Here is a 21,855-nt window from a genome sequence, read left to right on the forward strand (position 1 = left end):
TTTTACCTAACGAAGCGCCTTGCTTCTTTACCTCACGAAGCGCCTTGCTTCTTTACCTCTCGAAGCGCCTCGCTTCTCGAGGTGCTGTTCAGTGACTCTTCAGGCCAGTGGCTGAAACTCCGAATCCCGGCGGGCTGCTGCCTGCTTCTGTTTAACTCTTTGAACTCTAACGGTAATCCCTGGCGGTGCCAACCGCCGCGAAAGGGCACTCATTCCAGGGATGGGATGGCAGCCTCAGACAACCCGGTTAGAATACGCGCCCCTCCCGCCAAGCACCGCACACTCTCCATGTCCGCACGCCTTTCTCCATTTACCCCACCTGTTGCGCCGGGTGCCGGTCAGCGCATCCTCTGGAGCCATCTCGAGGCCGGGGCAAGTGCCGTGGCCGTCGGTCAGGCGGCCGTCGCAAATCCCGGCCTGACTCTGGTGATCGCGGCGGATACCGCGGGGGCCAGACGCTGGGTGGCGGAGCTCGAATTCTTCGCCCCGAGCCTCGATGTGCTCTATTTTCCCGACTGGGAAACGCTGCCCTACGATGCCTTTTCTCCGCACCAGGACATCGTCTCAGAACGTCTCGCCACACTCCACCGACTGCCTCGCGCCAGTGCCGATCAGATCGTGCTCGTGGTGAGCCTGCAGACGCTGCTGCAGCGTCTGCCGCCGCGCCAGTATGTGGATGCCTACGCAGTGGACCTCGCCGTCGGACGAAGGTTCGACGTGCACGAGGAGCGCCTTCGACTGGAAGCGGCCGGCTACCTGGCAACCGAGGTCGTTTCGGCCAGGGGCGAATACGCCGTACGGGGCTCGCTCATGGACATCTTCCCCATGGGTGCCGCCCTGCCCGTCCGTGTCGATCTGCTGGATGATGAGGTCGAGAGCCTGCGGACTTTCGACCCGGACAGCCAGCGCACCATCGAGCGGATCGATGCCCTGAAACTGCTCCCGGCCAGAGAATTTCCCCTCGACAAAGCGGCCATCGCGCTGTTCCGTGAGCACTGGCACGCGCGATTCAACGTGGATGTACGGCGCTGCAGTCTCTATCAGGATGTGAGCGCGGGGGTGGCACCGAATGGTGCCGAGTACTACCTGCCCATGTTCTTTTCCGAACTGGCCACCCTGTTCGACTACCTGCCACCGAACAGCCTGGTGATCGCAGACGCGGATCCCCTTGCCGGTGCACGCAGTCATCTGACCGAGGTGGCACAGCGTTACGACGACCTCGCACATGACGTCGAGCGACCCGTGCTGCCGCCGCCTGTGCTGTTTCTGAAGGAAGAGGAATTCGCGCATCAGCTGAAGCAACTGGCCGTCGTCACCCTGCGCGGAGAATCCCGGCATCAGATCCCCTTTGCCAGTCGCCCCCTGCCCGACCTCGGCGCCAACCCCAGAGCCCAGGAACCCGCAGCGGCATTGAAGCGCTTCGTCGCTGCGGCAGATCAGCCAATTCTGTTCGTGGCGGAAAGCGCCGGACGCAGAGAAATATTCCACGAGCACCTGGCCTCCATCGGTCTGCGCCCGGTGGAGGTGGCCGGAATCGATGAGTTCAGGCGCAGTCGCGAACCCCTGGGCCTGACCATCGCTCCCCTGGAGAGAGGTCTGTGGCTGGATGACCTCATTGTCATCACCGAAACCGAAGTTTTCGGACACCAGGTCAGCGAACGCCGGAGCCGGGCGCGCCGCGCACTGGATCCGGACCAGATCATCCGCAACCTTACCGAGCTGCATATCGGCGAGCCCGTCGTGCACCTCGAACACGGCATCGGCCGTTATCAGGGCCTGGAAACTCTCGACATCGGCGGCATGGAGAACGAGTTTCTTGCGCTGGATTATGCAGACGGCGCCAAGCTCTATGTGCCGGTAACCTCCCTGCATCTGATCAGCCGCTACAGCGGCGCAGATGCGGCCCACGCACCCCTGCACCGGCTGGGCTCGGATCAGTGGGAGAAAGCCAAGCGTCGTGCCGCCGAGAAAGTCCACGATGTGGCGGCGGAGCTGCTCAACATCTATGCCCGGCGCGAGACTGCCGACCGCTTCGCCTTCACCGAACCCGGTGCCGACTACCGTCGCTTCTGCGATCAGTTTCCCTTCGAGGTGACACCGGATCAGGAAACCACCATCGATGAAGTCATCGCAGACCTGTGCTCTCCCCACGCCACAGACCGGCTGATCTGCGGCGATGTCGGTTTCGGTAAAACCGAAGTCGCCATGCGCGCCGCATTCCTGGCGGTGCACAGCGGCAAGCAGGTGGCCGTCCTGGTACCTACGACCCTTCTCGCCCAGCAGCACTTCGACACTTTCCGGGATCGCTTCGCTGACTGGCCGGTTCAGATCGAGGCCCTGTCACGCATGCGCTCCGAAAGCGAGGCCGGTGCGATCGGCCGTCGACTGGCCAGCGGGAAACTCGACATTGTGATCGGTACCCACAAGCTGCTCAGCCCCGGGATCCGCTTCAGGGATCTTGGCCTGGTGGTCATCGACGAGGAACACCGTTTCGGCGTGCGCCAGAAGGAAGCGCTCCGCGCACTGCGCGCCGAAGTGGACGTACTGACGCTCACGGCGACGCCGATTCCCCGCACCCTCAATATGGCCATGCACGGCATGCGTGACCTGTCCATCATCGCCACTCCCCCGGCCAAGCGTCTTTCCATCAAGACCTTTGTCAACGAGAAGCGCAAACACCTGATCCGCGAGGCGATCACCCGGGAACTCATGCGCGGCGGTCAGGTTTTCTACCTGCACAACGAAGTCCGCACAATTCAGCAGACCGCCGACGAACTGGCCGCGCTCGTCGCTGAGGCCAGAGTGGGTGTTGGACACGGTCAGCTGCCCAAGCGTGAACTCGAAGCGGTGATGAACGATTTCTATCATCGCCGTATCAATCTTCTGGTGTGTTCGACCATCATCGAAAATGGCATCGATGTGCCCAACGCCAATACCATCATCATCGACCGGGCGGATAAGTTCGGTCTCGGTCAGCTGCACCAGCTGCGCGGCCGGGTAGGCCGTTCCAACCGCCAGGCCTATGCCTACCTCCTCACCCCCCATCCGAAGGCCATGTCCGCGGATGCAGTGAAACGTCTCGAGGCCATACAGGCTGCCGGGGAACTGGGGGTGGGTTTCACCCTGGCAACCCATGACCTGGAGATCCGCGGTGCCGGTGAGCTGCTCGGCGCTGACCAGTCCGGTCAGATCGAGTCGATCGGTTTCTCGCTGTACATGGACATGCTCGACCGGGCGGTGCAGGCGATCAAAGACGGCAAGGCGCCCAATCTCGACACCGCCCTCGAGCCGGTGAATCAGGAAGTGAATCTCCATGGCAGCGCGCTGATACCCGACGACTATCTGCCCGACGTTCACGGTCGCCTGATTCTCTACAAACGCATCGCCAGTGCTGCGAGCAGTGATGAGCTGGACGATCTGCATGCGGAACTGGTGGACCGCTTCGGACCGCTCCCCGATGCCGCGAGACGGCTGATTCAGGTCACCGGCCTGAAGCTGCGCCTCCAGGCACTTGGCATCCTGAAGGTGGATTTCGGCGACAACGGCGGTCGGGTGGAATTCAGCAACCAGACTCTGGTGGATCCGCTGGGCATCGTGCAGCTGGTACAGCGCGAACCGAACACGTATCGTCTCGAAGGTGCCACACTGCTGCGGATTTCCCGAACCTTGAATACCTTCGATCAGCGTGTCGAATTCACCGACCGGCTGCTGGATCGGCTGACACCCCGGTCGATCTCTGAAGCGGTGAACGCGTGAGCCGGTCAGCAGGGTGGGGCGTCGGCCTGGGCGCACTGCTGATCGGCCTGTGCCATCCGGGTCACAGTCGCGCTGCCGAGCTCACGGATGCCTTCGAACACGACTGGTATGAGGTGGAGTTTTTCGTCTTCGAACGCACCGAAGTCATGGAACATACGTCCGACGAGCGACTGGTGCTCCACGCACCACGCAGCCTGCCGCTGCAGATGGTCGCCCCGCTGCCAGGGCCGGAAGGCTTTGCAGCTTATTACCAGGTCGATACACAGACCCGCCTGTGTCTGGACTATCCGACTCTGGAGATCCGACCACTGGATGCTGCCGAGCCGGAATCCGGGGCGGTGCCGGTACAGGCCGGTGACGGGACACCGGCAGCAGCGGAATCAGCCGCTGACGATTTCCCCCCCGCCGCCCCAGGAGTACCGGCTGATACGCAGACCCTGACACCCGAGCCGCCAACCGCAAGAGAACGACTGCTCACGGCCATCGCCGCCTTCGAACAGGAACTGCTGGACTCAGCGCTGCAGTGGCTGCCCCAGGAAAGCCTGCAGTTGCGCAGTGAAGCGCGCCGTATCGAGCGCAGCGGGACCGGCCGGCTGCTGTTTCACGGGCGCTGGCGGATGCCGGTACCCCCGCGCACCGCGCCGAATCCGCTGCTGCTCAGCGCCGGCGAATCACTGGCACCGCTGCTGCCCGGACAGGAACTGCTGGGCACCGTGGGAGTCACCCTCGGCCGCTACCTGCACTTTCGAGCTGACCTGTTCTTCGAAGCACCGGCACTGGATGGCAGTCCGGTCAGCGTCTTCGCTGACGGCTCCGGGTTCCGGCGGGAAGTTCCAGCACCGTCTTTCGCAGGCGGCTACATGAAGCTGTCGGAAAGCCGCAGGATGCGCTCGGCCGAACTCCACTATCTGGACCACCCCAAGCTGGGTCTGGTAGTACGGATAGATCCGGTGGTCATCCCCGCCCCGTTACTGGAATCCTTCAATAATCTCGAAGAACCGCTCCAGTAGAGCCACCGTATCCGCCATCGCCCGTCTTGACGCCCCGGCTAGCGCCGCAAGGTCGATGGTTGCGGATGCCACTCCCGCGGCGGGATTCACCACCAGGCTGATGCAGGCGAAGGGCAGCCCCAGCTCCCGTGCCAGAACCGCCTCGGGCATTCCCGTCATGCCCACCACTGCACAGCCGTCCCGGGCCATCCGGGCGATTTCCGCTGCAGTTTCGAGCCTCGGCCCCTGGGTGACACCCATGGTGCCGCCGTCCACGGGATGCAGCCCGAGCTGGTTACCCGCTGCCAGCAGCGCCGCACGCAACTTCGCATCGTAGGGTTCACTGAAATCGATGTGATGCACATCGTCGTCCGCATGAAAGCTCAGTGGTCGACCGCTGGTGTAGTCGATGATCTGATCAGGGATCAGCAGCCGCCCTGTCTGCGCCTGGGCACAGATCCCGCCAACCGTATTGAGGGCCAGCACCGCGGCCACCTGCTGATCCGCAAGCGCTCGCAGATTGGCCCGGTAGTTGATCGCATGGGGTGCAAGCCGGTGCGGCACGCCATGTCGGGCCAGGGCAAAGATTTCATGATCCGCGCACCCGCTGGTGGTGACCGGCCCGGAAGGTTCGCCATACCGGGTCGATGTGTGTGGGAGTGCGCGCCAGGGTGAAGGCCAGGGCAATTCACCCGAGCCGATGATCAGTCCGAATCGAGCCATCGTGTCTCAGCGCTCGGCCAGGGCATAAATGGCCGGCAGGTTCCGCCAGTAACCCTGGAAATCCATGCCGAAGCCGAACAGGTAGCGGTTCGGACATTCCAGTGCCGCCACGTCTGCAGCGAGCGGACGGAGTCTTTCCACCTTTTTGTCGACCATGACGGCGACGGTGACGCGCACAGCGCCCACCTCCAGAGCCCAGTCACGTATCGCCGCCAGGGTGAGGCCCTGATCGAGCACGTCATCGACGATCAGCACATGGCGGCCGGCGAGACTGATCAAAGGACGTGCGTGCCAGTGCAGCTCGCCGCCCGTGGTCGCACTGCGATAGCGGCTGACCTGTATACAGGCGAGCTCCAGGGGAAAGTGCAGACGCTGAAGCAGTGCGGCCGTGAACGGCAGCGCACCGTTGAGCACACTGAGGACCACCGGATTTTCTCCGGTGAGCAGCACAGCCAGACGCACGGCAGCCTGATCAATGGCTCGCACCAGCGCGTCGGCATCCACCAGGACCTGCGCATCCCGCAGCGCGGCAAGCACTGCCGGTGGTGCGTCTGTCACTTCTCCACCTGTTCGATCATCAGGGTGCGGGTGGGGAAAGCCACCTCGGCACCATTTTTTTCTATGATGGCCGCGACCCGGAACAGCACATCCTGCTTGATTGCATGGAACTCGGTCCAGACCGTTGTCCGGGTGAATGTGTATATGAAGAAGTCGAGAGAAGACGCACCGAATTCCACAAAGTTCACCATCAGCGTGCGGGACTGATCGATGGCTTCGTGCTGTTTGAGCATGTCTTCGATTTCACTGACGATGCGGGGCAGCGCGGCAATGTCCTGGTAGCGGACACCGATGGTCTCGCGAATGCGTCGATTGGTCATCCGCGAGGGATTCTCGACCGTGATACTGGCGAAGGTGGCATTGGGCACATACAGCGGCCGGGCATCGAAGGTTCTGATGCGGGTCAGGCGCCAGCCGATGTCCTCCACGGTACCCTCGATCTCCTTGTCCGGGGAGCGAATCCAGTCACCCACCGAGAAGGGCCGGTCCAGAAACACCATGAACGCACCGAAAAAATTTGCGAGCAGATCCCGCGCGGCGAAGCCGATGGCGATGCCGCCGATGCCGCCGAATGCGAGCACACCCGATACGCTGAACCCCAGGGTCTGCAGCACCATCAGCGCCCCGGTGATGATGACACTGGCGCGCAGCAGTTTACCGACGGCCGAGGCGGTAGTGGGGTCCGTCGGCTGGTCCCGATAGCTCGGATCCGAGACGTGCACTTCCACATAGGAGATGAATCGCACGGCGAACCAGCACAGCAGCATGATGATCCCGGTGTTGCGGATCTGGCCCACCGAGGAAAAAACGTCCGCCTGGGCGCTGCCTCCGGCCAGCTCCGCTGCCCAGCTCACACCCACCAGCCAGATGGCCCAGGTCAGCGGAGACCGGACTGCCTGGATCAGTGCGTCATCGTAGAGGTTGCGGGTTTTCTCGAAGCTGCGTCCCATACGGGCAAGGATGACCCTCGCGAAGTAGTGCACCACGCCCGTAGCCAGCACCATCAGAAAGACCTCGCCTACCCAGGCGTTTTCCCCGAGCAGGGGTTCAAGCAGTTCGTTCATGTGTTCCAGAAATCAGTCAGAAAAACTTGGTCAGTTCCAGTTCGATGTAGTCATCGTTACCGAGAGAACCCATCTTGTTCTCCGGTGCCAGCGGCATGGCGGCATCGATATCATCGCCGACGAACGCCCGCCCTTCGATCATCAGCGTCCAGGTCTCACCGAGTCGACGGCTGGCCTCCAGAGAGAGTGCCACTTCATCGTACTCAGGATCCCAGATCACTCCGAAAAGTGCCTGGGAATCACTCAGATCATTGAACTGCCAGCGCGTGCCGAAGGCGATGTCGTGTTCGAACAGTGTATCGAAAGCGGCATCGCCCCGTTCATCGTACAGATATTCCACCACCAGTCCGAGGTCGGCGCTGCTGCCCAGCACACCCACCAGGGTGCGCTCGAACCCGGCATTGTAGGCAAAATAGCGGTCGCCAAAGCCACTGCGGCTGATGGCCTCGAGTTTCCAGGCCCAGTCGCCGACGATCGCCTGGGCTTCGAGTCCGGTCTGATCTATTACCGGATAGCGCGGCTGCAGTACCAGTTCGCCGTCCGGACGAACCAGTGCGTTAAAAAGAGGATCGCGGCTCGTACCGGAAAAGTGATAGACGCCAAAATCGAAGGCGCCTGCGCTGTGCGACCAGCGCACGACGCCGTCCACACGCTTGTTTTCAGCGGCGGAATCGTAGACCGGATCATCATCATCGACGGGAACGTAGTATCTCGGACGCCCGTCAAAACCGGCGAACGTGCGTTCGCGAAAACCGGTGAGCAGCATCAGATCCACAATGCCCCAGTCTCTGAGCAGCGAAAGATGCACCATGGGTGCTCCGAGTTTGTCTTCACCGTCCAGGTTTTCGACCAGGTCGGTCTGGTTGACGATATCAACCAGGTGTTTGAACTCTGTGACACCCCAGAATATCTGCCTGGCACCCACATGCAGATCCCAGTTCTGGCCAACCAGACTCCAGAACCCTTCGCGCAGATCGAAATGAGTACGCTCCGGGTCCTGAGCGTCGTATCGGTAAAAGGGTGCGACGGTCAGGCTCTGACGTTCGCTGTCCCAGCTCCGGTAATAGTCGGCCCGCAGACTCAGCGAGGGTTGAAAGCGGGACTGCCCGGCCAGGCCTTCATCGAAGAAGGTGCGTGCCTGGGCGCCTGCGTCCACATCGAGAATCTGGACAACGGTTGAACCCGCCGTGGCAGTGCGCTGTTCACCCGGCTCACCATAAATCTCCGAGGGTCTTGCGGGCGGCTGGATGCGTTCCGGACCCTGGGCAATTGGCTGGCGCTGGGCGGCGACCGGCGGCGTCACTGCCGCGCTCGACGCCGCTGCAGCGGATGTCGAGGCAGCCGCATTCTCCGCAGCGTTTTCCAGCGCTGCGGATTCATCCGAAGCAGCGGATTCGGCAGACGCCGGCGATGGCGCAGGGGCACTGGCTGTTCCCGCCACCCTGTCCATCGTGCGCTGTTCCAGCCGACCCGCAGGGTCCAGGCCGGTGATCTGCCAGTGCCGCAACTGCTGGAGCGCCGCAAGCCGTTTCAGTCTCGCCGCATCTGCATCGGCCAGCACCGGGCTGACCACCCGGTACCAGAGCACGCCTGCGTCGGTCACCGTCGCGACCGAGATGGGAGCATTCAGCAGCGCACCCACCCGGGTAGCCCAGTTTTCCGCATTGTCCGGATTCTGGAAACTGCCGAAGACCAGCTGTTCATCAGCCCGCACGGTTGCCGGAGCCAGTACTGCCGGCAGGAACAGCACCATCAGCAGTCGCAGCCGCACAGGCGTGTTCATCTCACACGCCGCAGACTGTTTGTCGAGAAATCACGATCCGCCTCGAGACCGGTACCGAAACGGTAATTGCGCCACACGAGCTCAGTGGATTTTCCACTCTGCACATTCGCCATCAGCATGCGGGAGGGCTTCCAGAAATGCCCGGCATAAAGCTCATAGCCGGTTGCCTCGAGGGTTTTCAGCAGTCGATTGCGCCGATCGAAATACTCGATGCTCTGAACGCGCAGTTCCGCCGCATCCACCACCACCACCTGCCTGGCGTAACCTGAGAACTCGTCGGTCGGCGTGCGTTCCACCACATAGCTTGTGTTCTCATTCGAACCCTGCACCTGAATCAGTCGGTAGCTGTACTTCTCGACCTCCTGAAGCGCGAGATCTTCATAGGCGAACTCACTGCTTAAGAACGGACCGGACTTGTTCTGACTGGTAATTCGCTTCACCCGTTTCAACGAAGGCAGGTAGAGCCACTGATCGTCTGCGGTAAGTTTGTGGGCATAGCTGAGCAGCGCAGTACCGCTGATCGGCTTCGGCGTATCGAATACCACCAGCAGCCGATCACCGTCTCCGTCTACTTCGAGCTGGCGTATCCGCAGGTCGCGCCGGCTTTCGTCCCCGGATGAAGTCCTCAGCACCATCTCCAGGTCCACCTGCAGGTCCCCATAACCGGACTCGCGTCGGTCCGCTTCACGGAAAATCGCCAGACCGGCCTGCTCAGGTGTCAGCCCCTGGATAGAGAAGCTGGACTCGGGCACGGCCTGGGCCTGCAGTGTCAGGATCAGACAGGCCAGGCCGGTGATCGTCGTGCTGAAATTCAAAAAAAACTCCATGTGGTGAGCACTTAGAGGCGGATATTAAGAAACTGCAGAAGGGTGTGCAATGAACGCAGCTACTGTATATACTCACAGCCCACTGTATATCCACACAGGCAAACCGGTACCGATGGACACACTCACCTCCCGCCAGGCCCAGGTTCTGGACATCATCCGCCAGTACATCTCAGACACCGGCTATCCGCCGACCCGGGCAGATATCGCACAGGAGCTCGGCTTCCGCTCCGCGAATGCGGCGGAAGAGCATCTGAAAGCTCTGGCCCGCAAAGGGGCGATCGAGATGATTCCCGGGACCTCCCGGGGAATCCGCCTGCCGGATGAGACCGGACTGCCAGTGGTGGGTCGGGTTGCAGCCGGTAACCCCATCCTCGCTGCCGAAAACATCGAAGACCGGCTCAACCTCCCCGCCGGCCTGTTCCATCCCCGGGCGGACTTTCTGCTCAAAGTGCAGGGAGACAGCATGTGCAACGCCGGCATCCTCGATGGCGATCTGCTCGCTGTGCACAAGACGCCGGAAGCCGGTAACGGCCAGATCGTCGTGGCGCGGATAGAAGACGAAGTCACAGTGAAGCGCTTTCAGCGGACACGTCAGCGCAATCGAATTCTGCTGCTGCCGGAGAATGCGGACTTCGAGCCTATCGAAGTGGATCTGAAAACCCAGGCGTTCCAGATCGAGGGACTCAGCGTCGGGGTTATCCGCCAGCGGATCTGAAGGCCACTCCAGCCTGCGGGCCGGTGCTTGGACTGCGCCGTTCCAGGGGGCCTATTCACCCGTTTCTTTTTTAACCGGCTGCTTTCCGGGTGCCTTCTTTTTCGGCACCTTTTTCTTCGGCGCTTTCTTTTTCGGCGCTTTCTGTTTCGGCGCAGGTTTCTCTGCAGTCTCCGCTTTGCCGTCCACCGACTTCTTCCGGGCCGGGGCTTTTTTCCGGGCAGCCGGTTTCGCCACAGGTGCAGCTTCTTCCACCCAGCGACCGTTCTGGTAGAAGGCCTTCCAGCCTGTCGCCTTGCCCTCCACCTCGGACTGGACGTACTGCTCCTTCGTCTTACGGCTGTAGCGGATCACAGCAGGTCGGCCTTCCGGATCCTTCTCGGGCGCATCCAGCAGATAGCTGAATTTGGGATCGAGCTCGTTGGCATGAGGGCGGATTTCCGATACCAGCGGTGCCCGGGTTTCCCGGTTTTTCGGAAACTGGCTGGCTGCAAGGAATATACCGGACGCACCATCGCGCAGCAGGTAGTAGTCGTCCACCTTCTCGCAGCGAAGTTCGGGCATGGGCACCGGGTCCGACTTCGGCGGTGCGGCTTCGCCACTGCGCAGCAGCTTGCGCGTATTCCTGCAGGTCTCCGACGTGCAGCCGAAGTACTTGCCGAAACGTCCGGATTTGAGCTGCATGTCAGCGCCACATTTGTCGCACTCAATCACCGGGCCGTCGTAGCCTTTGATGCGGAAGCTGCCGGTTTCCACGGCGTAACCGGAACAGTCCGGATTGTTGCCGCAGATGTGCAGCTTGCGGGCTTCGTCGATCAGATAGCTGTCCATTGGCGTGTCACAGATCGGACATCGGCGCTTTGCCCGCAGCAGGCGGGACTCCCCTTCGGCATCTTCGTCCGTGTCGACGGCTTCTTCACCGGGAATCAGATTCAGGGTTCTGGTGCAGCGTTCCTTGGGGGGCAGCGAATAGCCGGAACAGCCGAGAAACACACCCGTGCTGCCGGTGCGGATCTGCATCGGCCGGTTACAGGTGGCGCAGGGGATATCGGTATCCGTGGGCTGATTGGCTCGCATGCCACCCTCCGCCCGCTGCGCGCTGTCGAGTTTCCCACTGAAATCGGAGTAGAAGCCGTTGAGCACACCCCGCCAGTTGGCCTCACCTTCGGCGATCCGGTCGAGCTCACCCTCCATCCGTGCGGTAAATCCATAGTCGAGCAGGTTTTCGAACTGCTCCATGAGCCTGTCGGTCACCAGTTCGCCGATCTTCTCGGCGTGGAAGCGCTTGTTGACCAGGGTGACATAGCCCCGATCCTGGATGGTCGAGATGATGGCTGCATAGGTGGAAGGACGACCGATACCGCGCTTTTCGAGCTCCCGTACCAGGCTGGCTTCGCCGAACCGGGGAGACGGCTTGGTGAAATGCTGCACGCCTTCTGCGGCCACCAGCTTGAGGCTTTCTCCTACCTGAAAATCCGGCAGCGGCCGATCCTCATCCTTGCGCGCCTGGGGCGGATGTACCCGGGTGTAACCATCAAACTTCAGGATCCGACCCCGGACCTTCAACTCGAACTCACCGGCTCTGGCCAGCACGGTCGTACTGAGGTATTCAGCAGGCACCATCTGGCAGGCGACAAACTGCCGCCAGATCAGTTCATACAGCCGCACCGCGTCTGCATCCACACCGCTGAGGTGCTCTGCAAGGGTACCCACGTTCGAGGGACGGATGGCTTCGTGCGCCTCCTGCGCATCCTTTTTGCTCGTATAAACCTGGGGACTGTCCGGCAGGTAGTTAGCGCCGAATTTCTTCGCGACATAATCGCGGCAGCCGGCAACGGCTTCGCCGGAGAGGTTGGTCGAATCCGTGCGCATGTAGGTGATGTAGCCGGCCTCATAGAGGCGCTGGGCCATGGTCATGGTTTTTTTCACCGAAAACCCGAGCCGCGTACTCGCCGCCTGCTGCAGCGTGGAGGTAATGAAGGGTGCTCCCGGCCTGCTGCGGGTAGGCCGGTCTTCCCGGGAATCCACCTCGAACTGTCGGCTTTTCAGCCGCGCCAGTGCCTCATCCGCGGCAGCGCGGTTGTCCGGCCGGAAGACGTTTTCGGAATCCCGGCTCAGCTGGAAACGGACGGGTTCATCGTCACCGGGCCGTGCCAGATCCGCGAAAACCTCCCAGTACTCTTCGGGGACGAATGCGCGAATCTCCCGTTCCCGCTCCACCACCAGCCGCACGGCCACGGACTGTACCCGTCCGGCGGACAGTCCCCGGGCAATCTTGGCCCAGAGCAGAGGAGAGAGTTCGAAGCCAACCACACGATCCAGGAACCGCCGCGCCTGCTGGGCGTGCACCTGATTCATGTCCAGTTCACCGGGTGCTTCGAAGGCTTCGGCGATGGCCTTCCGGGTGATCTCGTTGAAAACCACCCGGCGATAGCGCCGGGGGTCACCGCCGATGGTCTCGCGCAGGTGCCAGGCAATCGCCTCCCCTTCGCGATCGAAGTCCGTCGCCAGGTAAATGGCGTCGGCTTTCTCAGCGAGTTTCGACAGCTCGGCGACGACTTTCTCTTTGCCGGGCAGAACTTCGTATTCCGCCGCCCAGTCGCCCTCCGGGTCGACCCCCATCCGTCGGATCAGCTGCAGTCGTGCCCGCTCCTTTTTATAGGCTTCCCGCTGCTCGGGCGGCAGCTTGCGGGTCTTCGCCGCCTCCTTTGCGCGCGCTTTCGGATCCGACACCCGGCCGCCCACCGGCAGGTCGCGGATATGACCCACACTGGATCTGACTATGAAGTCATTGCCGAGATAGCGATTGATGGTCTTCGCTTTCGCGGGCGACTCGACGATGACGAGAGAACGGGCCATTGCGCTCCTGAATGCAGCGCAAGGATCGCTGCTCCTGAATCGAATTCGGCGCCGTTATACGGGTTCGTCGAAATGGCTGTCAAGAATCCTCGTCCTCGGACCTGGCGCTGATCCGCTCATCCAGCGCCAGCAGCCGGGCCCCGAATTCCCGCAACCGCGCGGCCAGTTCGCCGACCTGCTCCGGTCCGGCCTCACGGCCCTCGAGCCAGTAAATCAGCAGACTTCGCGGCGCAACTTCCAGGGCCAGAACGTCTGCCGGCAATGCCGCCAGCAGCGGGTCTGCGAGCTCCAGCATCGCCGCGACATGTGCTTTCCCGGTGGGTCTGTCCAGATAGATCCACCCCTCACGGGGCGCATTTCCTGTCTCGCCCTCCTCCTCGCCCCGCTGCAGGCGCCAGACGGGCAGGTTGCGCAGTTTCCGCTCCAGACCCTGGGTATAGGCGGCAACTTCCACCACCGGATCCCGGACCTGGCCTGCGGCAGACACCCGCTCATGGGCGGCCGCATTGCGTTTCGGCAGACTGCGCAGATCGACCACAAGTCCCTCCTCCCTCGCTTTCGCGCGCAGTGCCGCCAGGCGACGGTCTTTCCTGCTCGGCAGAATCCACAACACCGGCCCGAAAGCGGCAAGCACCACCACGGCGATCACAATCCAGCTCACAGTTGATTCCCTCGATTCACAGGGTGTATCGTCGCCGCAACCCTCAGGGAGAGGCAACATGCCTGAAGTCGGCGGCTACCGCCGCATCATGCTGGCAGTGGATCTCACGGAGGAGTCCGTCAAGGTCGCAAAACGCGCGGTTGCGCTGGCCAGGGCTTTCGACGCCGAGCTCCACGTCGTACATGTCATCGAACCGTTGAGCCTGGCCTATGGTGGCGACATCCCCATGGACCTTTCTTCCGTGCAGGAACAGATCCATGAGCAGGCCAAATCCCATCTCGCTGAGTTCGCAGCCACGCTGAACATTCCCCCGGAACGTCAGTACCTGATATTCGGACGTCCGGAAAGTGAAATTCAGCGGGTGTCCGAATCCAAACAGGCCGACGCGATCGTGGTGGGCAGCCACGGCCGGCATGGTCTCGCCCTGCTTCTGGGATCTACCGCCAACGGCGTTCTCCACGGTGCGGCCTGTGACGTGATCGCCGTGCGGGTTGGCGTGGATCCGGAACCTCAGGCAGCGGAGAACGCCTGACGGCGCAGTCCCGCTTCGATGTTTCCAGAGAGAATTACTCACCGTTTACCATCACGGCTGCCCAGTGCCGGGTTCCTGCTCTGCGCCTGGACCGTCCTGTGTCTGACCGCGGCTGCGGCCCCTGTCGCGCAGGCCAGCAGCCGTTACGAGGAACGCACTGCCTACAAGGCGGCCCTCGACCACCTTACCGCCGGCCGCATGGACGATTTCCGCAAGTCGCGTACTGAGCTGTCGGATTATCCCCTGGCGCCCTACCTGGACTATTACGCCCTGCAGAGCCGGCTATCCACGGCAAGTGCCGCCAGTGTGGTGGATTTCCGCACCACCCATGCCGATCTGCCGGTTGCCGACATTCTCTTCAACCGCTGGCTGAAGCGCCTCGCCACCCAGCGCAAGTGGCAGACGTTCATCGACCACTTTGAGGCCGGCAGTGATGCCGAACTGCGCTGCTACCACCTTCGCGCGCTGCTCGCCACAGACCAGAAAGCCACCGCCTACTCCCAGGTTCCCTACCTGTGGATATCCGCACACTCCCAGCCGAAAGCTTGCGACCCGCTGTTCGAGTCCTGGATCGCGGGCGGAAACCTCACAGAAGCCATGGTGTGGGAGCGCCTTACGCTGGCCATCGACGCCAACAACCGAACCCTGGCCCGCTACCTGCTGCGCTTCTTCGAAAGCCCGATCGCCAAAGTGGCTGAAAGTTACTACGCGGTTCACAACAATCCGGCCACGATCACCAGTGCCCAGCGCTTCCGCACGGACAACGCCCAGTCACGTCAGGTAATCGCGCATGGACTGATCCGGCTGTCGGCAAGCGCACCGGAGGATGCGGCTAAGGCCTGGCTCGGTTATCAGGACAGCCATGCATTTACCGCGGATCTGTCGGAAAGAATCGAGACGGCGCTGCTCACCGGGCACGCCCGAATGAAGCAGTTTCCCGAGCATCCGGAGCTGATCCCGGAGCCGCGACGTCGCGCTGCGGCACCGGAAATGGCGAAGGCGGCCGTGACCCAGGCTCAGTGGCAGGCCGCCCTGTACTGGATCGAGCAACTGGACGCGGAAGTTCGCGCGGAACGGATCTGGCAGTACTGGCTCGCGCGCGCGCTCGATGCCGGCGAAGCCAGGTCTGAGCGCGCCAGAGAAACCTTCGCCGCACTCGCGGGGCGGCGGGACTACTACGGCTTCCTTGCAGCGGAGCGGATCGGAGTACCGGTCGAACTCAACAATCACTCGACGACAGTCAAGGCCCAGGATATCGGGCGTCTCCAGGAGCGCGTAGCCGTGCAGCGGGCAACCGAACTCTATGCGGTGGGTGACATCATCAACGCCCGGCGCGAATGGTTTCGACTTCTGCCCCAGCTCGACATCTTCGAGCGTGCCACCGCAGCGACCCTCGTCGCTGAACTCGGCTGGACCACACAGGCCATCGCCGCAGCCAACAGCGGCGGTCTGCACGATGCGGTCAATCTCCGCTTTCCCGTGGTTTACGAACAGGAGTTCGAGCGCATCAGTCACATCACCACGGTACCGCAGGCCTTTCTGCTTGCGGTGGCCCGCCAGGAAAGCGCCTTCGACCCGACCGCGCGCTCACATGCAAACGCACGCGGACTGATGCAGCTCATGCAGCCGACGGCCGAACAGGTTGCCAGACGTATCGGTGTTTCGGCACCCAGCGCCAGTGACCTCTACCGCCCGGGATTGAATATAGAACTCGGCGGGCATCACCTGGCCGCCCTGATGGACCGCTATGGCAATCGTCGACCGCTGGTGGCTGCGGCCTACAATGCCGGTGAACACCGGGTGCAGCGCTGGATCCGGGACGCCAGCGGCACGGAAATGGATGTCTGGATCGAGACCATTCCCTTCCGGGAGACCCGGGACTATGTGAAAAACGTTCTGGCGTTCGCGCTGGTCTATTCCCACCTGCTGGGCAGCCCGATGCCCATGCTGCAGACTCAGGAATCCCATATCCCTTAGCGAGCCTCGAAGTTTCTGTCCACCTCCGGCCGGACTCCGAGGGCTCCCGCGGCCAGCAGATGATTGAGACTCCCACCCTGTTTGATATCGGCGTGAATCTTCTCCATCCTCAGTTCGATGTCGATCGCGAAGACGTCCTGGCGCGGGCCCGCGACCAGGGTGTGGCCGGCATGCTGGTAACCTCAACCAGCATCGAGTCCACGATACAGAACATTGCCTACTGTCAGCCGCGTGGTCTCCACTGCACCGCCGGCATTCACCCCCACGATGCCAGCGGTGCAGGCGCCGACTTTGCGGAACATCTGCTCGCTCTGGCCCGCGCGCCCTGCGTGAAGGCAATCGGTGAAACCGGACTGGATTTCAACCGGAATTTTTCACCCGCCGAAGTACAGCGCTCGGTGTTCAGCGCGCAGATCGAGGTGGCGATCGAAAGCCGATTGCCGCTGTTCGTCCATGATCGTGACAGTGCGGGTGAGACAGCGGAGCGACTGGCCGGTGCAGCAGACAGATTAAGCGCTGTGGTCGTCCACTGTTTCACCGGCACGGAAGCAGATCTGAGCCGTTACCTGGCGCTGGGCTTTTGCATCGGTATCACAGGGTGGATCTGCGACAGACGTCGCGGGGGGCGGTTGCGTGAGCTGGTGACGCGGATCCCGATCGATGCACTGCTGATCGAAACCGACGCCCCCTTCCTGCTGCCCGGAAATACACCCGCCGACTGGCACGCGACACACGCGGTGGCAGCGCCCCGCCGCCGCAACGAGCCGGCCCTGCTGCACTTCGTGGTCGAAGAGATCGCGCGGTTGCGCCGGGAGTCACCCGCATTCATTGCCGAGCAGACACGCAACAACGCACTGCGCTTACTGCAGATCCCCGAGCCAGGCTGATAACCGGCCGCGCTCGAAGGGGCCGGTAAACTCCACCCGTTCCTTCACTGCAGCAAGGACCGGTATCCGCTCCCCGTAGCGCTGCAGCAGAGCATCGTCCACCGCAACATCCACCACCCGCACCGAGCATCCACCGAGTTCTGGCATACTGAGCAGCAGATCCAATGCCGCGTCGCACAGAGTGCAGTGATCGGTCGAGTAGAGGACGAGGTCTTTCAAATGTACGCGCACAGGCTCGCAGACGCACTGACTCTACAGCAATATCCGTTTCCCGTGGCAGGTCCGGCGGACTGGCAGTGCGCGGGGGACGGCTGGCTGACAGCGATCGAATTGCCTGAACTGCCGGCCGGTCAGATCGTCGCACCCAGTTTTTCGTTACTCAGTGAGGCTGACTACGACTTTCAGTTCTGCTTGTGTGTAGAAGAGACACGCTATCCCCTCGCCCGGGTACCCGGACGGGAAACCCTCACCAACGCAAGTGACAGTCAGGTGCAGACCGCCATCGACTGCTACCACAGTCTCATGCCGCTTTCGCGGGTACGCCTGGAAGTGCACTGCCGGTCACAGCACCCCCCACAGCGCTATCTGTTTTCAGTGAGTGCCCGTCCTGCTCTGCTCGAAGCGGACATGCCGGGCTGTGGAAGCCCCGCCGGAGCGCGCGCGTTTCGTACCGGTCTGCCACCCGCCTACAGTCAGATGCTGGAGAACCCCCGTCACGCTGCCGGTATCTGCTCACCGGTGAGTGCAGCCATGGTGCTCGCCCATCACGGCCACCTGCCCGTGCGCGAACGCTTCATCGCCGCCTGCCTCGATCCGCTCACCCGCGCCTACGGGGTATGGCCCCTGGCCATTCATGCCGCCAGTCGCCAGGGCAGTATCGGTGCAGTTGAGCTGTTCGAAGGCTGGGCTCCGGTGATCGCCTGCCTGGAGCGCGATCTGCCTGTGGTGGCCAGTATCCGCTTCAGTGCCGGTACCCTTCCAGGTGCTCCCATGGCCGCAACAGCCGGCCATCTGGTGGTCGTGCACGGACTCGAGGGCGACAGCGTGCTGGTCAATGACCCCGCGGCCCCCCACCACGGTGCAGTCAACCGCCGCTATCCTGTTACAGCCTTCAGCGAGGCGTGGTTCCGTCATCGGGGTGCAGCGTATATTCTCCTGCCATGAAATACCTGACCCGATTCCTGTTACTGATGGCAGGCTTCGCGCTCACCACCGCGGGACTGATGATGTGGCGGTCGGCGAATTTCAGTTTCGAGGGGGTCTGGCTGTTGAGCCTGTCTCCCCATCCTCTGCACGTCCTGGTACTGGGTCTGGCGATGATTCCACCCGCCCTGTGGGAAATTTTCATCCTCGAAAATCAGCATCACAGCGATTGAACAGAGAATCTCCGACGAGCCATGGCGACACCACAATTTCGCACCTACCTTCGCACCGTCGCCGCCACAGATCGGGCGGAGTTCCTCGATCTCATGCGCTCAAGTCAGGCGCTGCATCATCCCTGGATCTCACCACCGCTCACCGATCTGAGTTTTAACGCCTACCTCGCGCGCACACAGCAGGACGATCACGAAGGCATGCTGGTGTGCAATACCGCCGACGACGCCATCGTCGGCGTCATCAACCTCAACAACATCGTTCGTGGCTCGTTTCTTTCCGCGACTCTCGGCTACTATGTGGGTGCGCCGTTTGCCGGTCTCGGGCTGATGCGGGAGGGGCTCGAGCAGCTCAAACTGCTGAGCGTCCAGCAGCTCGGTCTGCACCGGCTGGAAGCCAACATCCAGCCCGGCAACCAGCGTTCGATCGCGCTGGTTGCCCAGTGCGGTTTCGAGGCGGAAGGTCTGTGTCGGGACTATCTGTTCATCGATGGTCACTGGCGGGATCATCAGCGCTGGGCCTGGGTGCACGACCGCACCGGCCTGCATCGTTGAACGCGCCGGGTTCTGCGGAATAGTCGGGTTCTCCGGAGACAACCGGTTCTCCCGGAAAAAGGAAATCGTCTATGAGTCTGGCAGTAGCGGTATTGATGGGCGGTCCTTCGGCGGAGGCTGCAGTCTCACGGGTGTCGGCCACAGGGGTCGCAGCAGCACTGACCGAGGCCGGCCATCGGGCAACCCTGGTGGAACTGGACGCACGAATCCACCAGCGGCTGATCGAGCTGGCTCCGGACGTTGTCTTCCCGGCCCTGCATGGACCTCCGGGAGAGGATGGCACCGTGCAGGGATTCCTGGAGATCCTCGGCCTGCCCTATGTCGGCAGTGGCGTCCACGGCAGCGCGGTAGCGATGGATAAATCCCTCGCCAAGGCCGTCTTCCGGCGTGCCGGGCTGCCGGTAGTCGACGACGTGGTGATTGCGCCGGGATGCGATCCGGTGGACGCCGAGCGGCAGGTGCTCGAACGCCTCGGCGACCGGGTGGTCATCAAGCCGCTGAGTCAGGGTTCCGCCATCGGGGTCACCCTGGCAGCCAATGGCGGCGATCTGAAGATCGGCCTGCGCAAAGCCCTTGATTTCGGTGGCGGCGTGCTGGTCGAGCCCTATGTTCTGGGGAAGGAGATCACCGTCGGTGTACTGGATCTGCACGGGGCTGTGCCGAAGGAACTGCCGGTCATCGAGATCGCTACCGCCCAGAATGAGTGGTACGACTACACGAATCGATACACCCAGGGACGCAGCGATCACATCATCCCCGCCCGGCTGCCGGAAGCGGTAAACCAGCGTCTGCAGCAGATTGCTGTCACCGCGCACATCAGACTGCAGTTGCGTGATCTGTCGCGAGCGGATTTTATTGTCACAGACGGTGACGAGATCGTGCTGCTGGAGGTAAACACCCTCCCCGGAATGACGCCCACCAGCCTGTTTCCAGATGCTGCAAAGGCCATCGGCTACGACTTTCCAGCCCTGGTGGACGTGCTGGTAAGAAGCGCATTCGCCCGGGCACAGGGCTGAGGCCCTTTCCCGGGCTCGATTCCGCCAGGGAACCCCCGGCGCGGGCTGTCGCCGGGGGCCATCCGCCGTCGCTACCAGGCTTCGAGTGATTCCTCATCCGGTGACTGCACGGCGACCACATCCCCTTCGCTGGCGTCGCCAGCCACCGGCTCTTCGGCGTCATCCAGTGCCTGGGCCAGGCGGGCAAAAGAATCATCGAGCAGGGGTGGCAGCAGGCCCTTGACCAGCTTCACCGCGCTCGGTGCATCGAGCACCTCACTAGCGGATCTGATGAGCGTGCGCTGTTCTGTTGCAAAGAACTCGAGCATCTTCATGACCTCGCCATCCCGGCTCGCCAGTTTCTGAATCTCTGGCCCGCGACCATGCTGGTGGGCGCGGGAGAAGTTCACACTCCTGGTCATGTTCATCTGCAGAGAAAACTCCGCCAGGGCCTCGGTATCGAGATCGAAGGACTGGAGACGTTCCATCACGCCATCCAGGTTGCCGGTGAAAAACCGGTTGGCAAGATCGATGACTTCCGCCAGCACCGCGTCGATTGCTGAACGCTCGCCTTCATCGAGATCTCCCTGCACACTCATGTTCACCACCCGGTCATGACTCTCGACAAGGCTGCGATGCCGGCTTCCCTTACTGCCATCCGCCTGACCCTGGGAACGTGATTTCTCCAGCAGATCGATCTGACTGAAATCGAGAGTCACCGTGTCGCCGTCTTTCGTCGTCAGCGACAGCTGAAGTGAGGTCTCGAGCTTGCTGCTGCGCGCCCGAAGCCTGCGGAATTCTTCCGCGCCGACTTCCACGACCGGAGGTTTCACCGCCGCGTTTTCCTCATCCACGGATTCTCCGGCCGGGATCTGGGCAGCAGGCGTCGTCGCCGCCGCTGGCTGTTCAGCCACGGCCTCCGGATCTGCGGGGGCTGGTTGTGCGGGCTGAGCCGGCTGCTGTGCTGCTGGCGGCACGTTCATGGCGGGCATCGCGGCGAAGCCGAAGAACACTCCGAACAGTACCGGGCTGAGCATCATCGGCTGGGCAAACACGAAGCCGATGGGCATCGCCATCGCACCCGCCATGCCTTGCATGGCGCCCATGCCCTGCATGGCGCCCATGCTGGAAGGCAGCATCGATCCTGCCATCGAAGTCTGGGCTGCCGCCAGGGAATTGGTGGTATTGGCGGTCACGTGTCCGCCGGTCTGTGCGGCGGATCCTTGCGCCGGTGTCATGGCGCCCGGCATCTGTGGGGCAGCCGCGCTCTGAGCTGGCACACCCGCAAAAGGCATCATTCCGGGAAACATGCTCTGGGTCGGCATCATCTGCATCGCGGCCATGAAATAGGCCGGACTCAGATATCCCAGCATGTGCTGGGGAGCAGCGTTCGCTGTACCCGATGCCGCCGTCGCGTTCGGCGTTACCCTGTGCGTGGGCACGGTGGCCGCAGCCGCCGCCGGTTTCGGTGCAGATGTCGCCAGCGCGGCTGCACTGCCTGCACCGGCAGCCTCTGCCGCAGTCTGCGGATAAACTTGGGAAAAAGTACCAGATTGAATTGTGTTCACAGCCACCTTCCATGGGGGTCCATCAAGGTTGTCGGC

General features: G+C 62.4%; 19 protein-coding genes. 10 read left to right on the forward strand and 9 right to left on the reverse strand.

Annotated features, from left to right (window positions below):
* The first annotated feature begins 288 nt into the window (after nt 1-288).
* Nucleotides 289-3,756: a transcription-repair coupling factor gene (gene mfd, locus R3E82_07315; GenBank protein ID MEZ5550677.1), complete on the forward strand. Its 3,468-nt coding sequence runs from the start codon at nt 289-291 to the stop codon at nt 3,754-3,756.
* Nucleotides 3,753-4,766, forward strand: coding sequence for a CsiV family protein (locus R3E82_07320; protein MEZ5550678.1), 1,014 nt, complete (start codon nt 3,753-3,755; stop codon nt 4,764-4,766). Before mfd ends, R3E82_07320 begins: the two co-directional genes overlap by 4 nt.
* On the opposite strand, the gene R3E82_07325 is transcribed toward R3E82_07320, so the two are convergent.
* Genes R3E82_07325 through R3E82_07345 form a run of 5 tightly spaced genes read right to left on the reverse strand, consistent with a single transcriptional unit; the run spans nt 4,725 to nt 9,688 of the window.
* On the reverse strand, nt 4,725-5,468 hold the full coding sequence (locus R3E82_07325) for an S-methyl-5'-thioinosine phosphorylase (GenBank protein ID MEZ5550679.1): 744 nt from the start codon (nt 5,466-5,468) through the stop codon (nt 4,725-4,727). The genes R3E82_07320 and R3E82_07325 overlap by 42 nt on opposite strands.
* Nucleotides 5,469-5,474: 6 nt before the next feature.
* A complete protein-coding gene (locus R3E82_07330) occupies nt 5,475-6,026 on the reverse strand; it encodes a hypoxanthine-guanine phosphoribosyltransferase (protein MEZ5550680.1) in 552 nt (183 codons plus the stop codon).
* On the reverse strand, nt 6,023-7,090 hold the full coding sequence (locus R3E82_07335) for a mechanosensitive ion channel family protein (protein ID MEZ5550681.1): 1,068 nt from the start codon (nt 7,088-7,090) through the stop codon (nt 6,023-6,025). The genes R3E82_07330 and R3E82_07335 overlap by 4 nt, the downstream gene beginning before the upstream one ends.
* 16 nt (nt 7,091-7,106) lie before the next feature.
* Nucleotides 7,107-8,873, reverse strand: coding sequence for a hypothetical protein (locus R3E82_07340; protein ID MEZ5550682.1), 1,767 nt, complete (start codon nt 8,871-8,873; stop codon nt 7,107-7,109).
* Nucleotides 8,870-9,688: an outer membrane lipoprotein-sorting protein gene (locus R3E82_07345; protein MEZ5550683.1), complete on the reverse strand. Its 819-nt coding sequence runs from the start codon at nt 9,686-9,688 to the stop codon at nt 8,870-8,872. The genes R3E82_07340 and R3E82_07345 overlap by 4 nt, the downstream gene beginning before the upstream one ends.
* A 124-nt stretch (nt 9,689-9,812) precedes the next feature.
* On the opposite strand from R3E82_07345, the gene lexA reads away from it, so the two are divergent.
* Complete coding sequence (lexA, locus tag R3E82_07350) at nt 9,813-10,415, forward strand: transcriptional repressor LexA (GenBank protein MEZ5550684.1); 603 nt, start codon at nt 9,813-9,815, stop codon at nt 10,413-10,415.
* 51 nt (nt 10,416-10,466) lie between these two features.
* Here lexA and topA read toward each other — a convergent pair whose 3' ends face one another.
* The gene (gene topA / locus R3E82_07355; protein ID MEZ5550685.1) at nt 10,467-13,271 is read right to left on the reverse strand and encodes a type I DNA topoisomerase; all 2,805 of its coding nucleotides are present in this window, start codon (nt 13,269-13,271) and stop codon (nt 10,467-10,469) included.
* Between the two features lie 79 nt (nt 13,272-13,350).
* Nucleotides 13,351-13,932 carry a hypothetical protein gene (locus tag R3E82_07360; GenBank protein ID MEZ5550686.1) on the reverse strand — a complete coding sequence of 194 codons (582 nt, stop codon included), beginning with the start codon at nt 13,930-13,932 and terminating at the stop codon, nt 13,351-13,353.
* Between the two features lie 58 nt (nt 13,933-13,990).
* Between R3E82_07360 and R3E82_07365 the strand changes: the two genes are divergently transcribed.
* The 3 genes from R3E82_07365 to R3E82_07375 are packed head-to-tail and all read left to right on the forward strand — an operon-like array spanning nt 13,991 to nt 17,328.
* The gene (locus tag R3E82_07365) at nt 13,991-14,464 is read left to right on the forward strand and encodes a universal stress protein (protein MEZ5550687.1); all 474 of its coding nucleotides are present in this window, start codon (nt 13,991-13,993) and stop codon (nt 14,462-14,464) included.
* Nucleotides 14,465-14,482: 18 nt separating this feature from the next.
* Nucleotides 14,483-16,441, forward strand: coding sequence for a transglycosylase SLT domain-containing protein (locus tag R3E82_07370; GenBank protein ID MEZ5550688.1), 1,959 nt, complete (start codon nt 14,483-14,485; stop codon nt 16,439-16,441).
* 59 nt (nt 16,442-16,500) lie between these two features.
* Nucleotides 16,501-17,328, forward strand: coding sequence for a TatD family hydrolase (locus R3E82_07375; protein MEZ5550689.1), 828 nt, complete (start codon nt 16,501-16,503; stop codon nt 17,326-17,328).
* Here R3E82_07375 and R3E82_07380 read toward each other — a convergent pair.
* A complete protein-coding gene (locus R3E82_07380) occupies nt 17,302-17,547 on the reverse strand; it encodes a glutaredoxin family protein (protein ID MEZ5550690.1) in 246 nt (81 codons plus the stop codon). The two genes, R3E82_07375 and R3E82_07380, sit on opposite strands and share 27 nt — an antisense overlap.
* On the opposite strand from R3E82_07380, the gene R3E82_07385 reads away from it, so the two are divergent.
* From R3E82_07385 to R3E82_07400, 4 genes are all read left to right on the forward strand, one after another.
* On the forward strand, nt 17,548-18,492 hold the full coding sequence (locus R3E82_07385) for a C39 family peptidase (GenBank protein ID MEZ5550691.1): 945 nt from the start codon (nt 17,548-17,550) through the stop codon (nt 18,490-18,492).
* A complete protein-coding gene (locus R3E82_07390; GenBank protein MEZ5550692.1) occupies nt 18,489-18,704 on the forward strand; it encodes a hypothetical protein in 216 nt (71 codons plus the stop codon). The genes R3E82_07385 and R3E82_07390 overlap by 4 nt, the downstream gene beginning before the upstream one ends.
* A 21-nt stretch (nt 18,705-18,725) precedes the next feature.
* Nucleotides 18,726-19,256, forward strand: coding sequence for a GNAT family N-acetyltransferase (locus R3E82_07395; GenBank protein ID MEZ5550693.1), 531 nt, complete (start codon nt 18,726-18,728; stop codon nt 19,254-19,256).
* Nucleotides 19,257-19,327: 71 nt separating this feature from the next.
* Nucleotides 19,328-20,272, forward strand: coding sequence for a D-alanine--D-alanine ligase (locus tag R3E82_07400; protein ID MEZ5550694.1), 945 nt, complete (start codon nt 19,328-19,330; stop codon nt 20,270-20,272).
* Between the two features lie 71 nt (nt 20,273-20,343).
* On the opposite strand, the gene R3E82_07405 is transcribed toward R3E82_07400, so the two are convergent.
* Nucleotides 20,344-21,819 carry a hypothetical protein gene (locus R3E82_07405; GenBank protein MEZ5550695.1) on the reverse strand — a complete coding sequence of 492 codons (1,476 nt, stop codon included), beginning with the start codon at nt 21,817-21,819 and terminating at the stop codon, nt 20,344-20,346.
* Nucleotides 21,820-21,855: the final 36 nt, after the last annotated feature.

The sequence above is a fragment of the Pseudomonadales bacterium genome (genome assembly GCA_041395945.1).
GTDB lineage: Bacteria > Pseudomonadota > Gammaproteobacteria > Pseudomonadales > Azotimanducaceae > SZUA-309.

Bases quoted from the DNA above. Each gene is read 5' to 3' on its own strand.
- mfd (MEZ5550677.1), top strand. From the start codon at position 289: ATGTCCGCACGCCTTTCTCCATTTACCCCACCTGTTGCGCCGGGTGCC.
- R3E82_07325 (MEZ5550679.1), bottom strand. From the start codon at position 5,468: ATGGCTCGATTCGGACTGATCATCGGCTCGGGTGAATTGCCCTGGCCT.
- R3E82_07335 (MEZ5550681.1), bottom strand. From the start codon at position 7,090: ATGAACGAACTGCTTGAACCCCTGCTCGGGGAAAACGCCTGGGTAGGC.
- R3E82_07340 (MEZ5550682.1), bottom strand. From the start codon at position 8,873: ATGAACACGCCTGTGCGGCTGCGACTGCTGATGGTGCTGTTCCTGCCG.
- lexA (MEZ5550684.1), top strand. From the start codon at position 9,813: ATGGACACACTCACCTCCCGCCAGGCCCAGGTTCTGGACATCATCCGC.
- topA (MEZ5550685.1), bottom strand. From the start codon at position 13,271: ATGGCCCGTTCTCTCGTCATCGTCGAGTCGCCCGCGAAAGCGAAGACC.
- R3E82_07365 (MEZ5550687.1), top strand. From the start codon at position 13,991: ATGCCTGAAGTCGGCGGCTACCGCCGCATCATGCTGGCAGTGGATCTC.
- R3E82_07370 (MEZ5550688.1), top strand. From the start codon at position 14,483: ATGTTTCCAGAGAGAATTACTCACCGTTTACCATCACGGCTGCCCAGT.
- R3E82_07375 (MEZ5550689.1), top strand. From the start codon at position 16,501: ATGATTGAGACTCCCACCCTGTTTGATATCGGCGTGAATCTTCTCCAT.
- R3E82_07385 (MEZ5550691.1), top strand. From the start codon at position 17,548: ATGTACGCGCACAGGCTCGCAGACGCACTGACTCTACAGCAATATCCG.
- R3E82_07390 (MEZ5550692.1), top strand. From the start codon at position 18,489: ATGAAATACCTGACCCGATTCCTGTTACTGATGGCAGGCTTCGCGCTC.
- R3E82_07395 (MEZ5550693.1), top strand. From the start codon at position 18,726: ATGGCGACACCACAATTTCGCACCTACCTTCGCACCGTCGCCGCCACA.
- R3E82_07400 (MEZ5550694.1), top strand. From the start codon at position 19,328: ATGAGTCTGGCAGTAGCGGTATTGATGGGCGGTCCTTCGGCGGAGGCT.